The organism is Micromonospora endolithica (assembly GCF_003626595.1).
Lineage (GTDB): Bacteria > Actinomycetota > Actinomycetes > Mycobacteriales > Micromonosporaceae > Micromonospora > Micromonospora endolithica.
In genome coordinates this window covers 337,102-355,549 of the sequence record NZ_RBAK01000003.1, presented here as the reverse complement: position 1 = coordinate 355,549, position 18,448 = coordinate 337,102, and the positions used below count along the sequence as shown (strand labels likewise).

The following is an 18,448-nucleotide window of genomic DNA, read 5'->3' as shown; positions in this document are numbered from 1 at the left end:
GAAACCCCTGCTTCGCTCGATACGTCTACTGCTCCAAGGCTAACCGGATCATCCGGTCCAGCGCCGCCGGGAATCCGCCTAGATCATCGAGCACCGTGTCCGCACCGGCCGCGCGTAGCTCATCCGCCGCGCAGGGGCCGGTCGCCACGCCGATCCCGGGTACGCCGGCCGCTGCCGCCGCCACCATGTCCGCGACGTGGTCGCCCACGTAGTGGGTGGCCCCGTTCGCCTTCAGCGCGGTCGCCTTCTCCTCCGCGAACAGGTCACCGGCGAGTTCGTCCACGACCAGTCCCAGGTGGTCCAGGTGCAGCCGGGCCAACCGCCCGATCTTGGAGGTGACGACGAGCACCCGTCCACCGCGCGCCCGTACCGCGTCCAGGGCGGCCCGGGCGCCGGGCAGCGGCACGGTCGGCGTGATCGCGTACGCCGGATAGAGCTCGCGGTAGACGAGCACGGCCTCCTCCACCTGCTCCGCCGGGAACCAGTGGGCGATCTCGGTGCGCAGCGGCGGCCCCAGCCGGGACACGGCGAGGTCGGCGTCCACGTGCACGCCGGTGCGGGCGGTCAGTGCCCGGTAGGTGGCGGCGATGCCGGGGCGGGAGTCGACCAGGGTCATGTCGAGGTCGAATCCGACCGTCAGGACAGGCATGGGCCGAACCTAGTCGAGAAGCGGGAAGTCCCACCGGCGGGCTAGCGTGGAACGACGATGACCACCTCACTCGCCGATCACCTGCGGGCCCTGCCGGACGAGGCGCTCGCCGCGCTGCTCCAGGCGCGGCCCGACCTCGTCGTACCCGTGCCGGCCGACCTGTCCGCGCTCGCCATCCGGGCCCAGTCCCGGGTGTCGGTGGCGCGCGCCCTGGACGGGCTGGACCAGTTCACCCTGCTGATCCTCGACGCCGCCCGACTCACCCGGGACCCGGAGAACGGCACCACCTCGGTCGACGGGGTGCAGACCATGGCCACCACCGGACCACGCCCGCCGGCACCCGCCGAGGTGCGCGCGGCGGTGCACCGACTGCGCGGGCTGCTCCTGCTGTACGGCCCGGACACCGCCCTGCACCTGGTGGGTGGCATCGACGAGCTGTCCCCGTACCCGGCGGGGCTCGGCCGACCGGCGGCGGAGCTGGACCTGCGGACGGCGGCCCTCTGCGCCGACCCGGCGAAGCTGCGGCGGACGCTGCTGGCGGCCCCGCCGTCGGCCCGGGCGATCCTGGACCGGCTCGCCGCCGGCCCGCCGGTGGGCAGCGTCCCGCCCGGCGCGCTGCTGGCGCCGCCGGTCGGCGGCGAGGACGACCTGCCACCGGACGCCACCAACGGCGGCGCGCCGACCGGATCCCCGGTGCGCTGGCTGGTCGACCACCGGCTGCTGGTGCCGGTCTCCGGTGGGAAGACCGGTGCGGCCGGCACCGTCGAGCTGCCCCGGGAGGTCGGGCTGCTGCTGCGCCGGGACACCGGCCCGCTGGGCGCGCTGCGCACCGCCGCACCGCCGGTCGCGGCGGCACCGCGGGAGCCGAAGGCCGCCGACTCCGCGGGGGCCGGGCAGACCATGGAGGCGGTACGCCAGACCGAGGCGCTGCTGGAACAGCTCGCCGCCGAACCCGCGCCGGTGCTCCGCTCCGGTGGCCTCGGCGTGCGTGACCTGCGCCGGCTGGCCCGCGCGGTGGGGCTGGACGAGTCGGCGGCGGCGCTGCTGCTGGAGGTGGCGTACGCGGCCGGCCTGGTCGGTGAGATGGACCTGCCCGGCGCGACCACCGGCCGGTACGGCGCCGACCAGCAGGTCCTGCCCACCGGCGGCTACGAGGTGTGGCGGGCGGTGTCACTGGCCCAGCGCTGGGAACAGCTCGGCCGGGCCTGGCTGACCATGACCCGCCAGGCCGGTCTGGTCGGGCAGCGCGACGACCGGGACCGCCCGATCGCCGTGCTCTCCGCCGAGGCGGAACGGGCCGGCGCGCCGGCCGCCCGACGGGCCGTCCTCGGCGTACTGGCCGACCTGGAACCGGCCACCGCACCCACCCCGGAGGAGGTGCTCGAGCTGCTCGACTGGCGGGCTCCGCGCCGCGCCCGGGGGCGGGAGACCGCGCATCGGGAGGTGCTGGCCGAGGCGGCCACGCTGGGCGTGACCGGGCTGGGGGCGCTCACCTCGTACGGGCGGCTGCTGCTGGCGGACGTCACGTCGGCCGACGAGCGGGGCGCCGACGACCCGCTCGGGCTGCGGGCGGACACCGAGAGCGGGGACCCGTCGACCGCCGTGCGGGCGCTGGACGCGCTGCTGCCCGCCCCGGTGGACCACTTCCTGGTCCAGGCCGACCTGACCGTGGTGGTGCCCGGCCCGCCCGACCCGGCGCTCGCCGCCGAGCTGGAGGTGGTGGCCGAGCACGAGTCGGCGGGCGGGGCCAGCGTGCACCGGGTCACCCCGGCGAGCGTGCGCCGCGCGTTGGACGCCGGCTACTCGGCCGACGACCTGCACGGGCTGTTCCGGCGGCGCTCCCGCACCCCGGTACCGCAGGGTCTGACCTACCTGGTGGACGACGTGGCGCGCAAGCACGGCGGGCTGCGGGTCGGTTCCGCCGGGGCGTACGTGCGCAGCGACGACGAGGCACTGCTCGCCGAGGTGCTCGCCGACAAGCGGCTGGAACCGCTGGCGTTTCGTCGGCTGGCCCCGACCGTGCTGGCCACCCCCTACCAGGTGAACCGGATGCTGCTCACCCTGCGCGACGCCGGGTACGCCCCGGTGCCCGAGGACGCCGCCGGCTCGGCGGTGCTGTCCCGCCCGAAGAACCGGCGCGCCCCGGCCCGGGTGTCGGTGGCGACCCGCACGGTCGACCCGTTGACCGGCCCGAAACTGTCCCTGCCCCGGCTGCTCGGTGTGGTGGAGCAGATCCGGCGGGGCGACGCGGCGGCTCGGGCGGCCCGGCGCGCCCCGGCGGTCGTCCGGGGCGGTACACCCACCCGCCCGACGCCCGCGCACACCCACAGCGACGCGCTGGCGGTGCTCCAGCAGGCGGTACGGGACAAGGCGCTGGTCTGGGTGGGTTACGTCGACGCACACGGGGCGACCGCGTCGCGGCTGGTGCGGCCGGTGTCGATCGGGGCGGGTTACCTGCGCGCCGAGGACGAGCGGACCGAGATGCTGCACACGTTCGCCCTGCACCGGATCACCGCCGCGGTGCTGGAGGAGTGAGCGGGGCCGGTCAGCGCCGGCTCTGGCGTACCGTCCCGACGATGGCGACGGCGAGCAGCAGCCCGAAGGCGGTGCCGGCGGTCTCTCCCACCGAGGCGACGAAGCCCTGTCGCTGCACCAGCCAGCCGAAGAGGAACCAGCCGGTCAACAGCACCGCGGCGATGGTGTAGCCGACCACGGTCGCGGTGGTGACCTCGGCCGGTTCGTCCAACGGGAAACCCTGCTCGTGGCTCAGCCCGCGGCTCTGCTGGTGGTCCTGTTCCCGGATCGTGTCCCGGTCGACCGTCATCCCGCCTCCCCGTCCGTCCCGCGCCCTGACGTCCAGCGTGGCAGGGCAGGGACCGAAGTGACAGGGGTTAAAACCCGGAACGGACCAGGTGTGCGGTGCTCAGGTGCCGGGACGCCGGCCGATGAGCACGACCCGGGAGCCGACCTTGCCCAACTTCCAGTAGCGCACCGCGTCGTCGTGCAGCAGGTTGACGCAGCCGTGCGAGCCGATCGCCTTGTCGTGCAGGTAGGTGGTGGTCTCGTGGTAGCCCATTCCCTGGGTGAAGTGCTGCCAGTACGGCAACCACACCTCGTACGGGTTGGACCACTCCTTCACGTTCCGGTAGTTGATCCTGAACGTGCCGGCCGGGGTGCGGTAGCCGGGCATCCCGGTCCGGGTCACGGTCGGCTTCTCCAGGACCCGCCCGTTGCGCATCACCCAGGTGGTCTGCCGGGTCAGGTCGATGCAGAAGGTGGTGCCGGAACCCGCGCCGCAGGCGTCGGTGTCGGTGGTGGCGAGCCGCTTGGCCACGTCGTACGTGGTCGGTCCGGCGCGGCCCTGGACCGGGCGGATGTCGTACCGCCGCTGGAAGCTCTTGATCGCGGCGCAGTCGGCGGCCGACTGCCGGCCGTCGACGGTGATCGTGCCGAACCCGCCGAGGCGGGTGAGGTAGGTCTCCACCGCGCGCTGGTACTCGCCCTGCGGGCAACCCTTCGCGGACGGCGACGGCCGCGGCCTCGGCGCGGTGCGGCTCGGCTCCGGGGCGCGCGGGCTCGGCGCGGTCCGGCTGCGGGTGGGTTTCGGCTTCGGGGTGTCGGCGGCCCGGGTCTCCCGGTCCGGACCGGGCGTGTCGCTCGCCCCCGTTCCCCGCTCCGCGGCACCGACCGGGACGGATCCCCCGCCCCGGCCACCGTCGGCCCGCGGATCGAACGCACACGCACCGGCCCCGACCAGCATGACCGCTGCCAGGGCGACGACCCGAACGGTGTTTCGGATGTGCGTCATGGCGCCTCCCGGTGAGACAGCTGTCACCCTGCTAGACGTCCGGGGCCGGGTGCTGGTTGCCTCGTTGCGCGGTTTTCTCGGCGTGCGCCGGATGCGTGCAACACTGGATGGTCGGTCCGGGGCCGGTCAAGCGCCGGTTCGGTGGCCGACACCGACGAGGAAAGAGGCGCGGGCGTGAGCGGTGGACCCCTGATCGTGCAGTCGGACAAGACGCTGCTGCTGGAGATCGACCACCCCGACGCGCAGGCCTGCCGGATGGCCATCGCACCCTTCGCCGAGCTGGAGCGCTCCCCCGAGCATGTGCACACCTACCGGCTGACGCCGCTGGGACTGTGGAACGCGCGGGCCGCCGGCCACGACGCCGAGGGCGTGGTGGACGCGCTGCTCAAGTACTCGCGCTATCCGGTCCCGCACGCGCTGCTGGTCGACGTGGCCGAGACGATGGACCGGTACGGCCGGCTCCAGCTCGCCAACGACCCGGCCCACGGCCTGGTGCTGCGTGCCCTGGACCGGGTGGTCCTGATCGAGGTGGCCAAGAGCAAGAAACTCGCCGGCATGCTCGGCACCAAGCTCGACGACGACACCATCCAGGTGCACCCGTCCGAGCGGGGCCGGCTCAAGCAGGCGCTGCTCAAGCTGGGCTGGCCCGCGGAGGACCTGGCCGGTTACGTCGACGGCGAGGCGCACCCCATCGACCTTGCCACGGACGGCAAGGACGGGTCGAAGCCGTGGACGCTGCGGTCCTACCAGCGGGAGGCCGTGGAGGCGTTCTGGGCCGGCGGGTCGGGTGTGGTGGTGCTGCCCTGCGGCGCCGGCAAGACGCTGGTCGGCGCGGCGGCGATGGCCGAGGCGAAGGCCACCACGCTGATCCTGGTCACCAACACGGTCGCCGGCCGGCAGTGGAAGCGGGAGCTGATCGCCCGCACGTCGCTGACCGAGGAGGAGATCGGCGAGTACTCCGGCGAGCGCAAGGAGATCCGCCCGGTCACCATCGCCACGTACCAGGTGCTCACCTCGCGGCGCGGCGGCGCGTTCACCCACCTGGACCTGTTCGGCGCCCGCGACTGGGGCCTGGTCGTCTACGACGAGGTGCACCTGCTGCCCGCGCCGATCTTCCGCTTCACCGCGGACCTCCAGGCCCGCCGCCGGCTGGGCCTGACCGCCACTCTGGTACGCGAGGACGGGCGGGAGGGCGACGTGTTCAGCCTGATCGGCCCCAAGCGGTACGACGCGCCGTGGAAGGACATCGAGTCGCAGGGGTGGATCGCCCCGGCCCAGTGCACCGAGGTCCGGGTGACCCTGACCGACGCGGAACGCATGTCGTACGCGACGGCGGAGGCCGAGGAGCGCTACCGGATGGCGGCGACCGCCCGGACGAAGATGCCGGTGGTTCGCGCACTCGTGGAGCGGCACCCGCAGGAGCAGGTGCTGGTCATCGGCGGATTCCTCGACCAGTTGCACCAGCTCGGCGAATATCTGGACGCCCCGATCATCCAGGGTTCCACCACGAACAAGGAACGGGAGCGGCTGTTCGACGCGTTCCGCTCGGGCGCGATCCGCACCCTGGTGATCTCGAAGGTGGGAAACTTCTCGATCGATCTGCCGGAGGCGGCGGTGGCGATCCAGGTCTCCGGCACGTTCGGCTCCCGGCAGGAGGAGGCGCAGCGGCTGGGGCGGGTGCTGCGGCCGAAGGCCGACGGCCGGCAGGCGCACTTCTACACCGTCGTCTCCCGGGACACGATCGACACCGAGTACGCGGCACACCGGCAGCGCTTCCTGGCCGAGCAGGGGTACGCGTACACGATCGTGGACGCGGACGACGTCCTGGGCCCCTCGCTGCCCTCGCTCGACTGACCCGTCGCGCCCTCGGGCGGACGGTCGTCTCGGGCACTTTCGAGCTGATGTCGTAGATGAGTCAGCCGGTCGCTCGGGCCACGTACGGCATGCTGGGGCGGGAGGCCGCGCTCGGTCGACCGCCCCGCACCGATCAGGCGGCGCTGAGCCTCCGCAGGACGTGGTGGTCGAGGCTCATGCCGTCCTCGGCGGCCTGCATGGGTCGATGCGCCTGCTCGTGTCAACGCCGGCTCAACCCTGGCTCTGGCACCTGCCGTGAGTGGTCTTCGAGGCGGCTCACGGCAGGGCCAGGCCGAGCCGACAGTCTGCCGGGACACCTTCGACAACGGATACGCGGTGTCAGCCTTGGGTGGAAGGTCGGCCGTGCACCGACCTTCCACCCCTGTGCGACTCCGGTAGCGGAACCGACCGGTGGGTAACGCTTCCCTACGCCCGCGGTTGTGGGCCGAGCGGTACCAGGTTGCGGAGCTCATCCTCGGCGAGATCTCCGCTGAGCCACCGCAGGATCTCGGTCATCTGCGCAACCCGCAGTCCGCAGACGTCCCGAAGAGCTACGACAGCGACATACTGCTCTGACCTGTCCTCCGGCGCGACCCGCGCCACCTCTCGCGCCACGTCGACCACGTCACCACCCCGAGACACGATCCCGGAGCAAATCTCGCCCCACTGCTCCTTCGTCGGCATCGCACCTCCTATGGCTTGACGAACCTGACTTCGATCTTGGTGAAATCTCCATCCGGACCGTCTGTGTAGATCGACTCGATCTTGGTGAAACCGTGCCGCGAGGACATCTTGCCGGTCCAGGTCGCCCAGGCAGCCGCCTCCTTGTTCCCGCCGTTCGCACGGTAGGCGGAGTTGAACGTGTCCCGGTTGTCATCGATGAAGTTACCCGTGATCGACTTCACCCGGGGTCCCAGGTGTTCCCACATCATCTCGAACATCTGAAAACCCTTGTGCGGATTGCCCTCCTCCACCTTGATCAGCATGGTCAGATCGCCGTCCGCGTCGAGCATCGCCTCGAATAGGCTTCTGGTCTCCGTGTGGTAGTAGCTGAAGCCATCGGCAGGGGTTTTGATCGTGACGCAGTTGTGCACCAGGACCGGCGTGCCACCTGCCACCACGTAGTAGGTGTGCAGATCGGCAACGGTGAGGTTGTGCATGATCCGGCTGCCGGTGTAGCGCTGGACCGCCGTCACCGTCGCCGGGCCACCCCGCCCGAGCAACGCGTCGCCCGGTCGGAGGTCACCGGCGTCGGTCCAGTCGCGGGTGGTGGCATTCCAGAACGGGTGGTGCTGGGTGCTGCGGACGACCTGGTCGCCACGGCTGCCGCTGATCGTGACGTCGGCGAACTCGGTGTCGAGGTTGCGGTGCAGCTCGGTGACCCGTTCGGCGCTGGTCATGCCGGTCAGCGGGTCGGTGGCGAGCACCTCGTCGCCGACCCGGATGTCCGAGATCGGCGCCGTCACGCCGTTGGCCAGCAGGACCGGGGTCTCCGGGGCGAAGCTGTCCCCGGCGCACGTCTTCAGCAGGTCTTCCAGACCGTCCAGGATGGTCTTTCCGTCGACCAGCCCCTTCAGGGCGCTCTCGACGGCAGGGAAACCCTTGACGTCGATCACGAGCTTGAGCGCGTTCAGCTCGTCCGCGCTGAACGTGATCTTCTTTGGCAGGTCGACGTTGAGTTCCAGCAGCTTGGTGAGCTTGAGCGCGCCGAGCTTCTTGATCGCGGCGTCGATCACGTCGGTGCCGAGGGCCTTCAGACCGGCCAGCAGTTCACCGGAGAGCAACTTGGCGAGACCCGCCGCCATGCCGTCCTTGAGCAGGTCGATGCCGGCGGTTACTTTCCCGATCTTCGGCAGTTCGAGCGTGAGCAGGTCGACCACCGTCATGCCCAGCGCCTTGGCGTACTCCCCGTTGCGCCATTCGTCCAGGTGGATCAGCGAGCCGGGGTTGTCGATGAGCGCCTTGATGCCGTCCTTGAGCATGTTGCAGGCTTCTTCGGAATCCGGCGTGTTGCCGGGGCTGTTGCCCGACGCCCCGAACGCGCACAGCCCGGTCAGCCACGCCCCGCCCACGATGCCGAGGATGGCCTCGCTCTCGCCGCGGTAGAAGTCCTTCAGCCAGTCGGGGTAGTCCTCGCCGTCGAGCTTCTTCTCGACGTAGTCCCGCCAGGTCTGCATCCAGGAGGTCTGGCGAGCCAGCTTCTCCGCCTCCGCCAGGTCGGCCACCTGCTTGACGGCCGTCCGCATGTCCTGGGCCAGCTTGACCATCGCGGCGGCGGTCGTCTTCATCGCGTCGGCGAACTTGCTCGCCGAGATCGACGCCGCCGAGATCTGCTTGACGATGGTGGCGGCGTTGGTGGCGGCGGTCTGGGCCTGGTTGGCGTAGCCCCGGGCAGCGCCGGCCGCCTGTCGCGCCACCGCGGCGTCGTGCCCGGCCTCGACCGCCATCCCCTCGGCGGCGTTCGAGTACGCGGTGGCCTGCTGCGCCGCTCTCGCGGCGTCGCCGGCGGCGGCCACGGTGGCTTTCGCCTCGGCCACGGCGCCCCGCGCGGCGTCGATCGCGACCTTGCTGGCCCGCACCGCCCGGGCCGCCTCCTCGGCCGCCCGCTGTGCCGCCGCGTACGCCGGCTTGACCTGCTCCTGCGCCCGCAGCGCCTCCTCGGCGGCGTGCACCGCCGCGGCGTGCGCGTCGGCCGCGTGCTGTTGGGCGGCGGCGCTCTGCTCGGCGCCGATCAACACCGCGCTGTTCGCGATGTCGACCGCCATCGCCGCGTCGTTGTCGGTCTCGGCGTACTGCTCGGCGACGCTGAGCGCCTTCGCTGCGGGGTCGGCGATCGCCAGCGCCGAGGCTCGGGCGTTGATCGCGGCCCGGCCGGCCACCCGGCTCTGGAACGAGGCGATTCCCGCCTCGCGCAGCGCCGAGTCCGCGGCGGACCGGGTCAGGTCGGCGTCGGCCTTCGCGGCCGCCGCGTGGCCGAGCGCCTGCCGGGCGACGTTCACCGACTGTCGCGCCAGTTCGTTGGCGCGCTGCGCGTCGGCGATCGCCCGGCCGGCGGCCGCGGCCGCGTCGGCAGCGTCGCGACGCGCGGCCGCCGCGGCCGAGGCGGCCGCCGCGGCTTCGGCCCGGGCGGCCTCGGCCGCGGCACCGGCCCGCTGGGCAGCGGCTCCGGCGGAGTCCGCCGCCCCGGCGGCCGTGTTCGCCGCGGCCTGCGCGCTGTCCGCCGCGGCGCGGGCGGCGGGCAGCTGAGCTTCGATGATCGCGGCCTGTCGGGCGGCGTGGTCGCCCTCGGCGGTGCCCTTCTTGGCGATCGCCTCCTGCGTGTACGCCGCGAAGCTCACTTCCTTGGCGTTGCGCTCCTGGAACGCCTTCTGGGCGCGCGCCGTCGCCGCCTTCGACTCGTTGACGAGCCCGTCGAACCGGGTGATCGAACTGGTGACCTCGTCCGCCGCCGTCTTGGCGGTGGCACCCTTGCTGGCGGCGATGTTCTGCTGCTCGACCGCCCGCCGCGCCGCGTCGTAGGCGGCGGCCTGCTGGGCGAGAGCGACGGCGGTCTGCTGGCGGGCGATGTCCCGCTGAGCCTTGGCCCGATGGTAGTGGTTCTGCGCGTCGGCCGCCTGCGCCCACGCGTCGCGGGCGTCCTGCTCGGCACGCAGCCGCTCCCGGTGCGCGTCGGCCTCGGCGGCCCGCGCGGCGGCGGCGAGCTTCTCGGCCTGATCGGCGAGCTTGGTCGCGGCCGCGGCCTCACGCTCGGCGGCCTGTCGGTACTTGACCGCGTTGTTCGCCTCCACCGTGGCGTTCCGGTCGGCGTCCAGCGCCTTCGCCGCGGCCTCGGTCGTCTCGGCTGCGCTGCACGCGGTCGCGGCGGCGTATTTCGCCGCCGTCGCCGCATCGCTCTGCGCACCCAGTACCGCGACCCACTCGACACCGTGCGTCAGCCCGGTCCGCACCAGTGTCTCGGCCGCGGTGGTGGCGACCCCGGCGTGGGCGATCGTCTGGTCGGCGTTGCGGGTCGTGGTGGCCGACTCGGCACACGCGTCGGCACGCAGCCTGGTCAGGTCGGCGGTGTGGGTGGCGCCGCCGGCCCGGCGGATCGGCAGGTCGCTCGCATAGATCGCGTCGGCCTGCTTGGCGTACTTGTTGACCAGGCCCATGGAGTTGGCGGCGATGGTCAGCGACTTGGTCGCGGTCACGCTCTCCGTGATGATCGTGGTGCGGGCGTTCGCCGCCTGGGTGGCCCGGCTGGCCAGATCGGCCAGGTCGTTGACGGCCTTGGTGCGAGCGGCCAGCGCCGCCTCGACCTGCTGCTGCGCGGTGGTGTCCCGGGCCGCCGCCGCGGCGTACCCGGTGTTGTAGAAGACGGCGATGGTCGCCGGGTCCTCGGTGTCCAGCGCGGCCTGACCGGCGGACCTCACCTCGTAGCCACCGGAGGCGACGAGTTGCTCGACCCGCGCCTTGATGGTCCTGGCCTGCTCGGCCGCGTTGATCTCGTCCTGTCGGTCCGCCGCGATCGCCGCGGCGTGCCCGATCGCGACGAAGTCGGCGATCTTCTTGTCGTCCTTCGTGGCAAGCACCGCGGTCGCGCGCTCCCGGACGACCGGGCCGCCGGTCTCGGCCCACCCCTGGACCATCGAACGGTTGGCGTCGGCGACCCGCTTCCGGCGCTCGGCCGCCGCCTCCCGGTAGATCGGCAGCGCGTTGTCGAGGAACGCGACGAACTCCTCGGGGTCATCGGTCAGCAGCACCGCGGCCGCGGCGGCACGCACCTCCGCGTCCTCGTCGTAGTCGGCGAGGTCCTGGATCAGCATCCGGTTGAGTACGGCGTCGTCGATCGGATCGGTCGCCGCCGCGAGTTGCCGTTCCCGCTCGACCTCGGCCGCCTGCGCCCTGGCGATCCAGTCCTGGAGGGTGAGCGATTTCACCACCGACCCGGTCTTCGGTGCGACCGGGACGGCGGCATTGGCGGCTGGTGACAGCAGGACGACTGCCAACAAACCCGCGATCACCGCAGCAAAACGTGCGCGCGTCATGGTTCCCCCGTGTGTGCGGTTGTGCGCTGTCCGAGACGGAAAGCTCAGGCGGCGGGTGCCGGGCTGGGCGAGGAAGGTGCCGGGCTGGGCGAGGAGGTCGGGCCCGGGGCGGGGATCGCTTCGGCGCTCGCCTTCGCCGACTCGTACAGGGCGGTCCACTCGGCGGCCTGGTTCTGTGCCCAGGTGACCTCGTCGGTCCATGACCCGCTGGTACCGGCCGCCTTGTCCGCGATCGCCGGCCAGTTCTGCTGGGTGCTCGCGGTCAGCGCGAAGTCGCGCACCTGCTGCCACGCCTGGGCTTGCGTCGCCGCCAGCTGCTGATTGGCCAGCCAGGAAGCCTGCGTCGCCGCGGCCGTGTCGGCCGCCGTGGTCCACGCCGACCTGGCGTCCGCGGCCGCCTTGTCCTTGGCCGCCTCCGAGGCCTGCTCGTACGCCTGCTGCGCCTGCTCGGCGAGAACGATCAGCTGAGCCAGCCGGTGCCGGTAGGTCAGGTCCTGCTCCACCAGGTTCATCCGGAACGCCTGCAGGTCACAGTCGCCCGCGCTGGCCCACGCGTACTTGAAGAACTCCTGGATGTCGTTGTCGGTGCCCTTCTGGATCGCCCGCTGTGCCGCTGCCCGCACCCACGCTCCCGATCCGTGCACCGCGATGTCGGCCACGTAGTCGCGATCCTGCTGCGCCTGCTGCTTCGCCTGCTCCACCGGCGAATGCTTCGCGTCCAGGTCCTGGGCCTCCTTGAGCCCGGTGCGTACGTAGCGGTCCTTCTCGGCCAGCGTGCCGTGGGACGCGCGGACCGCGGTGAGATGCACGATCGGCGAGGTCGTCGGCGTGGTCGTCGCGATCGTCCGGGAGATCAGGAGATTGTTTCGCGACGCGTTCTGCGATGCCCGCGCCCGCGCCTTCTCGTACCCGCCACCCGGGGTCAGGAAGTCGGTGACCGCGGTTGGCACGTCACTGATCAGGGCCGACCATGCCGCCGTCTGGACCTCCCACCGCGGGTCGTTGTCGGCAAGCCGCCGCACCAGCGCGCGATAGCGGTCGGTGGGGTCGGCGGCCGTCGCCGCGACGGCCGGGGTCGCGCCGGCGGCTGGTTGTACCGCGACCGGAAGCCCCACCACCACAGTGGATGCGGCGAAGAGCGCGAAAGAGCGAAGGGTGATGCTGAACATGGACTGCCCCCGTGTCGTGACTGCGGAGTCGATCGATGACGCTCCGCGCCGACAGCCTTGCAGAAGTCCGACGATCTCGTGGCCCCGTGACGACCGCCTCCGCGGGCGTCGATGAGCGGGGGCGATGCCAGAGCCGGCAACGGTCTACATTGATGACGCCTACCCCCTGGTTACTGAACGGGGGAGGCCGGCGCGCTGGGCAACTGTGCCCACGCCGCGCGTTTCGTCGAGTAGTAGCAATCGGGGGGACACTCACGTGTCATTGAAAAGAGCCGATCTTGCCGGTGTGGTCGCGGGCCTGACAACCGTGGTGATGTTGACCACGGTCGCCGGTCAGCCCGCGTGGGCCCAGAGCCCGTCCACGACGAGCGCCGTCACCGCGAGCAACTCCCTTGTGGCCGACCCGACCAACCTGGCGACCGACGAGGACAAGGTCGCGGCGGCCCGGGTGCTCGGTATCAACCCGGGCATCGACATGCTGGTCCTCAACGACCAGGAGTTCGTCTTCTCGATCTGGCGGCAGGCACGCGACGGCAGCTTCGTCAAGGCCGGGGCGCTCCGGACGTACGAGTCGGACGACCCGAACGCCGCGTACGCCTTCATCACGGTCGGGATCTTCGCGGCCTCGGCCGACGACGCGCAGGCCGAGATCATCGCCGAACGGGCGAAGGCGTTGCGCAGGTCGGTGGCGGTGACGGTGGGCCTCGACCCGTCCGACACCGCACTGATCGAGAAGAACGATCGCGACTTCATCTTCAGCGTCTGGCAGCGGGTCACCGCGGGCAGCCACGTATGGACCGCTGCCCGGGACGCGATCGCCGACGGCACCGACCAGGAGGACTGGACGGCGTTCCTGACCGTCGGCGCGGCCGCCGCGCACGCCCAGGACGTGGCCGACGCGATCGCGCAGGCGGACGCGGAGCTGGCCGCCCGGCTCGCCGCCGAGCAGCTCGCCACCGCCAAGAAGTCCCTGTTGCAGTTGCTCCTGCTGGCGGTGACCGACGAACTGGTCGCCGCACCCAACCGGCAGTTTGTGCTCCACGTGCACAACAACGCCAAGGGTGTCGAGGTGAAGCTGGCGTCGCAGGTCGCGCTGAACGCCCCCGACGAGCAGCTCGACCAGGCGTTGAAGGACTTCATCTTCACCGGTGGCGCGGCGGCCAACAAGCGTGACGAGGACATCGCCGCGGCCAAGGAGCTGGCCGGATACGTGACGCAGATCACCAAGATCCGCGATGACGCCAGGACCGACGGTTACTCACCGAACCTGCTGGCCGCGGCCGAGCGGGCGCTGGCCGACAACACCCTGGTGGCGACCCAGACCTTCCTGCTCAAGGGGCAGGAGGATGCCCGGGCACTGGACGTCGTGTTCCGGCAGAAGCGCACCTGGGACTTCGACGGGAACAAGAAGCCGGACATCGTCGCGGCCGACTCCGCCACCGGCATCCTCTGGCTCTACAACGGCAAGGGCGACGGCACGCTTCTGGGCACCCGGACGAACATCGGCACCGGTTGGGCCAAGTGGACCGCGGTCTTCTCGCCGGGCGACTTCAACGGTGACGGTCTCAACGACGTGATCACCCGGAGCGCCGCCGGGGAACTGCTCCTCTACCGGGGCAACGGCACGGGCCGGTGGCTCAACGGCACGGCACCCGACAAGATCGGCAGCAGCGGCTGGCAGGCGTTCACGTCGATCTTCTCACCCGGTGATTTCAACGGCGACGGCTTCGCCGACGTGATCGTCCGCAACTCGGCCGGCCAACTGAAGCTCTACCGCGGCAACGGCCGGGGCGGCTGGCAGAACGGCACCGCACCCGACACGATCGGCACCAGCGGCTGGAACCAGTACACCGCGATGTTCTCGCCGGGCGACTTCAACGGTGACGGCTTCGCCGACCTGATCGCTCGCAACTCGGCGGGCGAGCTGAAGCTCTACCGCGGCAACGGCCGGGGCGCCTGGCTGAACGGCACCGCACCCGAGACCATCGGCACCGGCTGGAACAAGTGGAACATGATCTTCTCCTCCGGTGACGTGAACAGCGACGGCCGCGCCGACGTTATCGTCCGTAACTCCGCCGGCGAACTGCGTCTCTACCGCGGCAACGGCAAGGGCGGTTGGATCGACCCGACCTCCAACATCCTGATCGGTCGCAGTGGCTGGAGCGCCTTCAAGTTCGTCTTCTGATCGACGAACACGCCCGGACGCCGCCACCCCCGAGCAGGGGGTGGCGGCGTCCGTCCTTTGGGTGGTTGGCGGATGAGTCGTAGGCCCGACCACCCGCCGGCTGGATGACCACCGGGGATGGGTCGGGGCCGGCGGCGTCAGGCGACGGTGCAGGGCGCGCCGTTGAGGCTGAACGACGCTGGGCGGGCGGGGTTGCCGGTGTGGTTGGCCTGGAAGCCGATGGTCACCGAGCCGTTGACCGGGATGGCGGCGTTGTAGGCGACGTTGCGGGCCGTCACCTGGCCGGAGTTCGGGGAGTAGGAGGCGTTCCAGCCCGAGGTGATGGTCTGCCCGCCGGGCAGGGTGAAGACCAGGGACCAGCCGTTCACCGCGCTGCTACCGGTGTTGGTGACGGTGATGTTCTCGGTCAGCCCGGTGTTCCAGGCGTTGACCGCGACGGTCACCGCGCAGGCGCCCGAGCCGGGCGGCGGCGTGGTCGGGTTCGGCGGCGGCGTCGTGGGGTTCGGCGGCGGCGTGGTCGGGTTCGGCGGCGGCGTGGTGGGGCCGGGCGGGCTGGTCAGGCCGAAGAACTGGATGGCGGACAGCGCCATGCCGGCGGACGGCAGGCTGTGCCCGGCGCCCTGGATGCTGTACGCCTCGACCTGGACGGTGCCGGTGGAGTCGGCGTACCTGCGCCGGTTCCAGTTGGCCTGGGGCGTGTCGGTGGAGGTGGGTGTCTGACTCAGCCCGAACACGTTCGTCCACTGCTCGATGGTCTCCTGCAACAAGGAGTACGGCACCAGCGTGTCGTTGGTGCCGTGCCACACCTGCACGCGCGGGCGGGGTCCGGAGTAGCCCGGGTACGCCTGGCGGACCGCGTCACCCCACTGCTGCGGGGTGCGGTTCATGGTCCCGCCGGTGCACTGGCTGCCTCCGGGCGCGTAGTCCGCGGCGTTGAGAAAACAGTTGTACGGCACTCCCATGAACGCGGCACCGGCCTTGAACAGGTCGGGGTAGAGGGCCAGCATGTGGTTGGTCATCATGCCGCCGGACGAGCTGCCGGTGGCGTAGACCCGGTCCGGGTCGGCGGCGTACTGCTGTTGCACGTGGCGGACCATCGAGACGATCGACACCGGGTCGCTGCCGCCGCCCCGACGTTTGGCGGCGTCGGACCAGACGTCGAAGCAGTTGCCGAAGCCGGCCTGCTGGGTCGCGGACGGGTAGATCACGATGAATCCGTACTGGTCGGCCAGCCGGGCGAACTCGCTGCCCGAGTAGAAGCCGGGACCCGATCCGCCGCAGCCGTGCATGGCCACCACGGTCGCCGGCCGGGCCGGGCGGTTGTCCGGCACGTAGACGTGCATCCGCATCCGGCCCGGGTTGTCCCCGAAGCTGGTCACCTCGGCCAGCGAGGCCGCGTACGCGGGTCGGAACGCGGGCACCACCAGGCCGGCCGCCACCAGCGACCCGGCCAGGGCGAACAGCAGTTTCCTTCTGATTCTCAACGGACGACTCCTTCGATCACCTGCACGGGGTGCGCGATCCGCTCGCGGGGCGCCCGACTCCCGCGGTGATCACGCCTCTGGCTCTGGCTCGCCCTGCCCGGCTCGGTGCGGCGTCGTATGGCACTTAGTTTCCCCCTGGGTCACACAAGTGTCAATCGATGTAATTCGATCAAGGTGTATGGGCCGCGCCCTCCGTCTACAGTCGGCACACCGTCCCCGAGGCCAGCAGGAGCGCCGGTGGCAGGCCCGTTCGACATCGAGGAGATCTACCCCGACGGCGGGGACCAGCCGCTCCGGCTGCCCCGGCGGCAGGTCGGCAACTCGTCCCAGGGCGTCACGGTGACCCTGCTGGCGGACTACACCGTGCGGACCCGTGCCGTGCTCCCGTCCGCCGCACTCGTCGCGCTGCTCAGCGAGATGGGGGTGACCCCGGCCGGCGCGCGCACCGCGATCAGCCGGCTGGCCCGGCGGGGCGTACTGGAGGGCAGCCGGCAGGGCCGGCACAGTTCCTACCGGCTCAGTCGCGTCGCCGCCGCCAACCTCTCCGCCGGAGGCAACTGGATCGTCGCCTCCACCACCTCGGCGACGGCCTGGGACGGGCGCTGGACGATCGTCGCCTTCTCACTGCCCCAGGACCGGAGCACGCAGCGGCGGGCCCTGCGCGGGCAGCTCCGCTGGCTCGGCTACGCGCCGCTGTACGACGGGCTGTGGATCTCGCCGTACGAGCTGACCCCACTCGCACGGGCGCAGCTCGACCAGCTCACCGACGGCGCCGTCACGGTTTTCCGCGGCGAGCAGGTCCCGGTGGCCGCGGCCGGCCACCGTGCCCCCATCGACGCCTGGGACGTCGCGGCGATCGACCGGCACTACCAGGACTTCCTGCACCGCTGGACACCGCTGGCGCCCCGGGTGCGAGCCGGCCAGGTCGACGGCGCGGCGGCGGTACGGGCGCGTACCGAGGTGATGGACACCTTCCGGCGCTTCCCCATCCTCGATCCGCGACTGCCCCTGGAACTCCTTCCGGCGGGCTGGCTGCGGGAACCCGCCCGGGAGCTGTTCGCGGCGGTCTACGACGGCCTCGCCGCGCCGGCCGAACAGCACGTGCGGGCGGTCGTCGCGCGGTTCACCGACCGCGCGACGACCGGCATCCGGGCGCACAGCACCGCCGACCTGCTCGCCGGCGTACGCGACGACGCCGACGCGAAGGGGCGCTGACGGGCCGCCGCGTGCGACCCGTCAGCGCCCCGCCGGGAACTACTTGCCGCCGCCGGCCCGGAAGGCCACCCAGGCGTCGCTCATCCGGTCCGCCTGCCCCGGGGTGAACATGTTCATGCAGGAGTCCTGCGTGTAGTCCATGAAGTTGTGGATCGGGTCCAGCCCCGGCGCGGCGCAGCTGTCCGCACCGACCGGGCAGTCGAAGTTCGGTGCCGCCTCGCGCGGGGTGTCCGCGACGAAGTCGCCAGCGGCCGAGCAGCCGTGCGCGAAGGTGTGCTCCAGCATCAGCCAGTGCCCGACCTCATGGGTGAGCGTGTCACCAAGGGCGTACTTGCCGGCGGTGCCGCCCGGCATCGACTCGTCCAGCAGCACCACGCCGTCGATGTAGTCCCGGCCGTTGTTGTAACCCTTCGGGAAGTACGCCCAGCCGAGCAGGCCACCACCGATGTTCGCCGCGTACACGTTCAGGGTGCGGGCGTCGCCGGTGTACAGCGCCTTCTTCATGTCCCGCTCGTTCTTGCCGGGCACCACCGTGTACCAGTCGCTGTTCACCGTCCAGGTGGTGTCGACCAGGTCGAACCGGAACGGCGTGTCGGCGGCGTCCGGGGCCGTGGCGCCCGAGAACGAGTCGTTGAGCACCGTCATCTGGTCGGCGATCAGCGTGCTCCACCGGGCCTTCTCGGCGTCGGTGAACTCGTTCTCGCCAATCATGTGGAAGACCGTCGGCACGGTGACGCTGCCGTCAGGCAGCCGCGGCGCGTCCTTGATCACGCCGTACGCGTTGGCCTCGTTCTTCGAGTACAACTCCGGCTCGTTGACAGTGGCGCCCTCGGCCACCCGGGCCACGTCGTGCCCGTGCGGGTCCGGCTCGCACTCCGCGACGCCGGACGGGACGGTGACCGGCGCCGCCGCCACCGCGCCGTACGCGCCGCCGGAGGAGAGCAGCGTCGCGGCGGTGGCGGTGAGCACCGCCATTCGGAAGAGGGGTCTCCTGTGCATCGGTGCACCTTTCGGAGGAGGGAGGCGGTGCGGGGTCGACGCGGGGTCGCCACGGTGC

At 71.7% G+C, this 18,448-nt stretch carries 12 protein-coding genes; 5 read left to right on the top strand and 7 right to left on the bottom strand.

Translation table 11 applies throughout. The features are described from left to right. Positions 1-25: 25 nt before the first annotated feature. Complete coding sequence (locus tag D7223_RS10865) at positions 26-649, bottom strand: HAD family hydrolase (protein WP_120727737.1); 624 nt, start codon at positions 647-649, stop codon at positions 26-28. A gap of 57 nt (positions 650-706) precedes the next feature. Between D7223_RS10865 and D7223_RS10860 the strand changes: the two genes are divergently transcribed. Continuing rightward, positions 707-3,184, top strand: coding sequence for a helicase-associated domain-containing protein (locus tag D7223_RS10860; protein WP_120727735.1), 2,478 nt, complete (start codon positions 707-709; stop codon positions 3,182-3,184). Positions 3,185-3,194: 10 nt separating this feature from the next. Here D7223_RS10860 and D7223_RS10855 read toward each other — a convergent pair whose 3' ends face one another. Beyond that, positions 3,195-3,473, bottom strand: a complete 279-nt coding sequence (locus D7223_RS10855) for a hypothetical protein (protein WP_238161799.1) — start codon at positions 3,471-3,473, stop codon at positions 3,195-3,197. Between the two features lie 99 nt (positions 3,474-3,572). Beyond that, a complete protein-coding gene (locus tag D7223_RS10850; protein WP_120727733.1) occupies positions 3,573-4,457 on the bottom strand; it encodes a L,D-transpeptidase family protein in 885 nt (294 codons plus the stop codon). Between the two features lie 174 nt (positions 4,458-4,631). Between D7223_RS10850 and D7223_RS10845 the strand changes: the two genes are divergently transcribed. Further along, positions 4,632-6,311: a DNA repair helicase XPB gene (locus tag D7223_RS10845; RefSeq protein ID WP_120728173.1), complete on the top strand. Its 1,680-nt coding sequence runs from the start codon at positions 4,632-4,634 to the stop codon at positions 6,309-6,311. 411 nt (positions 6,312-6,722) lie between these two features. Next, entirely contained in the window at positions 6,723-6,887 is a 165-nt protein-coding gene (locus tag D7223_RS32745; RefSeq protein WP_158610858.1) for a hypothetical protein, read from the top strand. Between the two features lie 116 nt (positions 6,888-7,003). On the opposite strand, the gene D7223_RS10835 is transcribed toward D7223_RS32745, so the two are convergent. Beyond that, positions 7,004-11,338 (bottom strand): polymorphic toxin-type HINT domain-containing protein, encoded by a 4,335-nt coding sequence (locus D7223_RS10835; RefSeq protein WP_120727729.1) that lies wholly within the window; start codon positions 11,336-11,338, stop codon positions 7,004-7,006. Between the two features lie 44 nt (positions 11,339-11,382). Continuing rightward, positions 11,383-12,507 carry an ALF repeat-containing protein gene (locus D7223_RS10830; RefSeq protein ID WP_120727727.1) on the bottom strand — a complete coding sequence of 375 codons (1,125 nt, stop codon included), beginning with the start codon at positions 12,505-12,507 and terminating at the stop codon, positions 11,383-11,385. Positions 12,508-12,763: 256 nt separating this feature from the next. Here D7223_RS10830 and D7223_RS10825 point away from each other — a divergent pair, with 256 nt between their 5' ends. Further along, positions 12,764-14,692, top strand: coding sequence for an FG-GAP repeat domain-containing protein (locus tag D7223_RS10825; protein ID WP_158610857.1), 1,929 nt, complete (start codon positions 12,764-12,766; stop codon positions 14,690-14,692). Between the two features lie 137 nt (positions 14,693-14,829). Here D7223_RS10825 and D7223_RS10820 read toward each other — a convergent pair whose 3' ends face one another. After that, the gene (locus D7223_RS10820) at positions 14,830-16,176 is read right to left on the bottom strand and encodes an extracellular catalytic domain type 1 short-chain-length polyhydroxyalkanoate depolymerase (RefSeq protein WP_120727723.1); all 1,347 of its coding nucleotides are present in this window, start codon (positions 16,174-16,176) and stop codon (positions 14,830-14,832) included. 237 nt (positions 16,177-16,413) lie between these two features. On the opposite strand from D7223_RS10820, the gene D7223_RS10815 reads away from it, so the two are divergent. After that, positions 16,414-17,391: a PaaX family transcriptional regulator gene (locus tag D7223_RS10815; protein ID WP_120727721.1), complete on the top strand. Its 978-nt coding sequence runs from the start codon at positions 16,414-16,416 to the stop codon at positions 17,389-17,391. 39 nt (positions 17,392-17,430) lie between these two features. On the opposite strand, the gene D7223_RS10810 is transcribed toward D7223_RS10815, so the two are convergent. Then, positions 17,431-18,390, bottom strand: coding sequence for a zinc metalloprotease (locus D7223_RS10810; RefSeq protein WP_120727719.1), 960 nt, complete (start codon positions 18,388-18,390; stop codon positions 17,431-17,433). Between the last annotated feature and the right edge of the window lie 58 nt (positions 18,391-18,448).